This is a genomic window from Subdoligranulum sp. APC924/74, assembly GCF_003324125.1.
Classification (GTDB): Bacteria; Bacillota; Clostridia; order Oscillospirales; family Ruminococcaceae; genus Gemmiger; species Gemmiger qucibialis.
This window is the reverse complement of sequence record NZ_PSQF01000002.1, coordinates 148,820-154,964: the sequence shown is the minus strand read 5'-3', so window position 1 is coordinate 154,964 and position 6,145 is coordinate 148,820. Positions and strand designations below refer to the sequence as shown.

The window sequence follows — 6,145 nt, the reverse complement described above, 5'->3', positions numbered from 1 at the left end:
AGAACAAGACCCGCAGACAGGACATTGAGATTTATTATTCTTTTGTTGGCAAGGTGGACTTGCCCGAATAACCGCCCGACCTATCCGACACAATGCGCAAGTGCCGGATAGGAACGGCAAAATTTTTTACACTTCTATTGCTTCTTTATCACACATCAATAAAAAGCCAGGGCATGAAACAGCTGATGGCCGGCGCGGGCGTTGCTATCGTGGGCATGGTGCTGGTGCCCCTGCTGTCCGGCCTGTTCACCGTCTGATCGTTCCCCGTTGAAATCCTCGCCCCCTCCCGCGCACAGCGGGAGGGGCAGAAAGGAGGCTGACACCGTATGGATTTCTTATTGGATGCCCTGACCAACTGGCTGAAAGAAATGCTGGTGGGCGGCATCATGGAAAACTTAACGGGGATGTTCGACAGCGTGAACCAGCAGGTCGCGGATATATCCGTACAGGTGGGCCAGACCCCGCAGGGCTGGAACGGCGACATTTTCAACATGATCCAGAACCTCTCCAACTCCATCATGGTGCCGATTGCTGGCGTGATCCTGGCCATCGTGATGACGCTGGAGCTGATCCAGATGATTACCGACCGCAACAACCTGCATGACGTGGACACCTGGATGATCTTCAAGTGGGTGTTCAAATCAGCCGCCGCGATTTTGCTCGTCACCAACACCTGGAACCTCGTCATGGGCGTGTTCGACATGGCCCAAAGCGTGGTGGCCCAGGCGTCCGGCATCATCGGTTCGGACGCTTCCATCGACATCTCTGCTGTTATGACCGATATGGAGTCCCGGCTGATGGATATGGACCTGGGGCCGTTGTTCGGCCTGTGGTTCCAGTCGCTCTTTATCGGCATTACCATGTGGGCGCTGTATATCTGCATTTTCATCGTCATTTATGGCCGTATGATCGAAATTTACCTTGTCACGTCGGTGGCCCCCATCCCGATGGCGACCATGATGGGCAAGGAATGGGGCGGCATGGGCCAGAACTACCTGCGCAGCCTGCTGGCGCTGGGCTTCCAGGCGTTTTTGATTATCGTCTGCGTGGCGATCTACGCCGTACTGGTGCAGAACATCGCCACCGAGGAGGACATCATCATGGCGATCTGGAGCTGCGTGGGCTATACCGTGCTGCTGTGCTTCACACTGTTCAAAACCGGCAGCCTCGCGAAAGCAGTTTTTCAGGCGCACTGAGCCAGGAAGGAGGAAACGCAAAATGGCTTATGTACCCGTACCCAAAGACTTGACGAAAGTCAAAACCAAGGTCGCGTTCAATTTAACCAAGAGGCAGCTTGTCTGCTTCGGCTGCGGGGCGCTCATCGGCGTGCCGCTTTTCTTTTTGCTCCGGGGGCCTGCTGGCAACAGCGTAGCGGCCATGTGCATGATGCTCGTCATGCTGCCTTTCTTCATGCTGGCGATGTATGAAAAACACGGCCAGCCCCTGGAAAAGATCATCGGCAACATCCTCAAGGTGGCCGTCATCCGGCCCAAGCAGCGCCCCTACCGCACCAACAACTTCTATGCCGTGTTGGAACGGCAGGCAAATCTCGACAAGGAGGTGTATGACATTGTTCGCGGCAAAGACAAAGCGGCAGGCCGAACCGGCAGAGCCGCAGACCAAACCCCGGCGTAAGCTGACCCGCGCCGAACGCAAACAGATCGAGGCAGCGATTGCCCGCGCCAACCGCACAGGCAAAAAGGAACAGTCCGCCCAGGACAGCATCCCCTATGAGCGGATGTGGCCGGACGGCATCTGCAAGGTGGCGGATGGCCGCTACACCAAGACCATCCAGTTCCAGGACATCAACTACCAGCTGAGTCAGAACGAGGACAAGACCGCCATCTTTGAAGGCTGGTGCGATTTCCTCAACTACTTCGACAGCTCCATCTGTTTCCAGCTGTCCTTTTTGAACCTGGCGGCGTCCCAGGAGACCTTCGCCAACAGCATCACCATCCCGGCCCAGGGGGATGACTTTGACCCCATCCGGGTGGAGTACACGCAGATGCTGCAAAACCAGCTGGCGCGGGGCAACAACGGCCTCATCAAGACCAAGTACCTGACCTTTTCCATCGAGGCCGACAGCATCCGCTCCGCCAAGCCCCGGCTGGAGCGCATCGAGACCGATCTGCTGAACAACTTTAAGCGGCTGGGCGTGGCCGCCGAGGTCCTGGACGGCAAAGCCCGGCTGGCCCAGCTTCACGCCATCTTCCACATGGACGAGCAGGCACCGTTCCAGTTCGAGTGGGACTGGCTGGCTCCCAGCGGCCTTTCCACCAAAGACTTTATCGCTCCGTCCGGCTTCGAGTTCCGCACCGGCAAGCAGTTCCGCATGGGAAAGAAGTACGGGGCCGTCAGCTTCGTGCAGATTCTGGCCCCGGAGCTGAATGACCGTATGCTGGCGGATTTTCTCGATATGGAAAGTTCCCTCATCGTCAACCTGCACATCCAGTCGGTGGACCAGGTGAAAGCCATCAAGACAGTGAAACGGAAGATCACCGACCTGGACCGTTCCAAAATCGAGGAACAGAAGAAGGCCGTCCGCGCCGGGTATGACATGGACATCATCCCCTCCGACCTTGCCACCTACGGGGCCGAGGCCAAGAAGCTGTTGCAGGACCTGCAAAGCCGCAACGAGCGGATGTTCCTGGTGACGTTCCTGGTGCTGAACACCGCCGACAATCCCCGCCAGCTGGGCAACAACATCTTCCAGGCGAGCTCCATCGCGCAGAAGTATAACTGCCAGCTGACCCGGCTGGACTTCCAGCAGGAGGAAGGCTTGATGTCCTCTCTGCCGCTGGGGCTGAACCAGGTGGAAATTCAGCGGGGGCTGACTACCAGCTCCACCGCCATCTTCGTGCCGTTCACCACCCAGGAGCTTTTTCAGAACGGCAAGGAGGCGCTGTACTACGGCATCAACGCCCTGTCCAATAACCTCATCATGGTGGACCGCAAGCTGCTGAAAAACCCCAACGGCCTGATTTTGGGCACGCCGGGCAGCGGCAAATCGTTCAGCGCCAAGCGTGAGATCGCTAACTGCTTCCTGCTCACCAGCGATGATGTCATCATCTGTGACCCGGAGGCCGAGTACGCGCCGCTGGTGGAGCGCCTGCACGGGCAGGTCATCAAAATCTCGCCCACCTCCACCAACTATATCAACCCGATGGACCTGAACCTGGACTATTCGGACGATGAAAGCCCGCTGTCGCTGAAATCCGACTTCATCTTGTCGCTGTGCGAGCTGATCGTGGGCGGCAAGGACGGATTGCAGCCGGTACAGAAAACCATTATTGACCGCTGTGTGCGGCTGGTGTATCAGGACTACCTCAACGATCCGCGCCCGGAGAATATGCCCATTCTGGAGGATCTGTACGACCTGCTGCGGGCGCAGGACGAGAAAGAGGCGCAGTACATCGCCACGGCGCTGGAAATCTACGTCACCGGCTCCCTCAACGTGTTCAACCACCGCAGCAACGTGGACATCAACAACCGCATTGTCTGCTACGACATCAAGGAGCTGGGCAAGCAGCTGAAAAAGATCGGTATGCTGGTGGTGCAGGACCAGGTGTGGAACCGCGTCACCATCAACCGGGCGGCCCGCAAGTCCACCCGCTACTACATCGACGAGATGCACCTGCTCTTGAAAGAGGAACAGACCGCCGCCTATACGGTGGAGATTTGGAAGCGGTTCCGTAAGTGGGGCGGCATTCCCACGGGCATCACGCAGAATGTCAAAGACCTTTTGAGCAGCCGCGAGGTGGAAAACATCTTTGAAAACTCCGACTTCGTGTATATGCTCAACCAGGCGGGCGGTGACCGGCAGATTTTGGCCCGGCAGCTAGGCATTTCCCCGCACCAACTCAGCTATGTGACCCACTCCGGCGAGGGCGAGGGCCTGCTGTTCTACGGCTCCACCATCCTGCCCTTTGTGGACCACTTCCCCAAGAATACCGAACTGTATCGCATTATGACCACCAAACCCCAGGAAATGAAGGAGGCTGATGGACGATGAAACCCGAAATTCTGCATAACGACCACATGATGTTTCTGGACCGGGCGCTGGAAACCCAGCGCACCGCGCTCCTGACGGCGATGGCGGATGCCGTTTCCGAGTGCCGCACGGCGGCGGACCAGGCCGCTGAACTGACCGAGACCGGCGAGACCGGCCTGCTGCGGCTGGTGGAGATTCTGTGCGCCGCCAAGGTCCAGCGCGGGCAGGCCGGTGAGACTGTGCTGGAGGGCACCGAGGTCCAGATTTTGGCCGACGTGGTGGCCCAGCTCTACGCCTGCCTGACCGAGTGCCGCTTTGCGGGTCCGCTGGGGCTGGCGGCCTATGCGGAGCTTTCCAGCATGGCGGCCTCCCTCATGCTGGGGGAATGGTTTGATTAAGGAACCGCGCCTGCGCTTCACGGAGGAAGAACGGGCAGACCCGGCGCTGGAAAAGCCCATCCGCAAGGCGGAAAAGGCCGCCGCCAAAGCGGACAAGGCGCAGGCAAAAATCCCGAAAAAGCAGGTCAAGCGGGCCGAGGTGGACCCAAAGACCGGCAAGGTCACGACCAAGCTGGTGCTGGAGGATAAGCCCCGGCCGCCCTCCAAACTGTCCCATACGGTGCGGGACGCGCCGGGCAACGCGGTGGCGGGTAAGCTCCATCAGGAGATACGGGAAACTGAGGATGACAACGTGGGTGTGGAGAGCGCCCACAAGTCCGAGGAAGCCGTGGAGACCGGCGTGCATCTGGTCCGGGAGGGCTACCGCAGCCACAAGCTGAAACCCTACCGCAAGGCCGCCCAGGCCGAGCGGAAGTTGGAAAAGACCAACATCGAGGCGCTGTTCCAGAAATCCGTCTATGAAAACCCTGCGGCGGCCAGCAACCCGCTGTCCCGCTGGCAGCAGAAACAGCAGATCAAGAAGCAGTACGCCGCCGCCAAACGGGCCGCACAGTCTGGCGGGACCGCCGCCGGTGCCGCCCAAAAGACCGGCAAGGCGGCCAAGACGGTCAAGGAGAAAGCCCAGCAGGCCGGGGCCTATGTGATGCGCCACAAAAAGGGCTTTGGCATCGCCCTGGGCCTATTTTTAATCGTCTGTTTGCTGCTCAACACCATGTCCTCCTGTTCCATGATGGCGCAGAGCATCGGTTCGATGATCTCCGGCACCACCTACCCCTCCGATGACCAGGAGCTGGTGGCGGTGGAGGCCGACTACGCCGCCAAGGAGGCCGCGCTGCAAGCCGAGATCGACAACATCGAGAGCAGCCACCCCGGCTACGACGAGTACCGCTATGACCTGGACATGATCGGCCACGACCCGCATGAGCTGGCGGCCTATCTGTCCGCCGTCTTGCAGGGCTACACGCGGGCAAGCGCCCAGGCGGAGTTGGAACGCATCTTCGCAGCCCAATACCAGCTGACGCTGACCGAGGAAGTGGAGGTGCGCTACCGCACCGAGACCCGGACGGACAGCGAGGGCAACGAGTATGATGTGGAAGTGCCCTATAACTATTACATCTTAAATGTGACCCTCACCAGCAAGCCCATCTCCTCCGTGGCTTCGGAGCTGCTGACGCCGGACCAGCTGGAAATGTACCAGGTGTACCGGCAGACGCTGGGCAACAAGCCCCTGATCTTCGGCGGCGGGTCCGCCGACACCAGCGATTCCGAGAGTTTGGCCGGTGTGGAGTTTGTCAACGGCACCCGGCCTGGCAATCAGGCGGTGGTGGACATCGCCAAAAGCCAGGTGGGCAACGTGGGCGGCCAGCCCTATTGGAGCTGGTACGGCTTTACCTCCCGCGTGGAGTGGTGCGCCTGCTTCGTGTCCTGGTGCTACGGCCAGATGGGGCTGACGGAGCCGCGCTTTTCGGGTTGCCAGTCCCAGGGCATCCCCTGGTTCCAGTCGCACGGACAATGGGGCGGGCGGGATTACGCCAACATCGCCCCCGGCGACGCCATCTTCTTCGATTGGGACCTGGACGGCAGCGCCGACCATGTGGGCATTGTTGTCGGCACCGATGGCAGCCGGGTCTACACTGTGGAGGGTAATTCCGGCGACGCCTGCAAAATCAAGAGTTATTCCTTGACCTACGAGTGCATCAAGGGCTACGGCTTGATGAACTGGTGACAAATTTTTATGAAGAATAGGAGTGATTTG

At 59.4% G+C, this 6,145-nt stretch carries 5 protein-coding genes and 1 pseudogene; all 6 read left to right on the top strand.

Annotated features, from left to right (window positions below; translation table 11 throughout):
- Positions 1-161 precede the first annotated feature (161 nt).
- Positions 162-257 (top strand): annotated as a pseudogene (locus C4885_RS17280) (Maff2 family mobile element protein); the annotation flags it as partial.
- Positions 258-326: 69 nt separating this feature from the next.
- Complete coding sequence (locus C4885_RS01945) at positions 327-1,196, top strand: VirB6/TrbL-like conjugal transfer protein, CD1112 family (RefSeq protein WP_105204176.1); 870 nt, start codon at positions 327-329, stop codon at positions 1,194-1,196.
- A gap of 22 nt (positions 1,197-1,218) precedes the next feature.
- Positions 1,219-1,635, top strand: coding sequence for a PrgI family protein (locus C4885_RS01940; RefSeq protein WP_007045884.1), 417 nt, complete (start codon positions 1,219-1,221; stop codon positions 1,633-1,635).
- Entirely contained in the window at positions 1,565-4,012 is a 2,448-nt protein-coding gene (locus tag C4885_RS01935; protein ID WP_242979449.1) for a VirB4-like conjugal transfer ATPase, CD1110 family, read from the top strand. Before C4885_RS01940 ends, C4885_RS01935 begins: the two co-directional genes overlap by 71 nt.
- A complete protein-coding gene (locus C4885_RS01930; protein WP_105204180.1) occupies positions 4,009-4,389 on the top strand; it encodes a DUF3851 family protein in 381 nt (126 codons plus the stop codon). The genes C4885_RS01935 and C4885_RS01930 overlap by 4 nt, the downstream gene beginning before the upstream one ends.
- The gene (locus tag C4885_RS01925) at positions 4,382-6,115 is read left to right on the top strand and encodes a CHAP domain-containing protein (protein WP_113998772.1); all 1,734 of its coding nucleotides are present in this window, start codon (positions 4,382-4,384) and stop codon (positions 6,113-6,115) included. Before C4885_RS01930 ends, C4885_RS01925 begins: the two co-directional genes overlap by 8 nt.
- Positions 6,116-6,145: the final 30 nt, after the last annotated feature.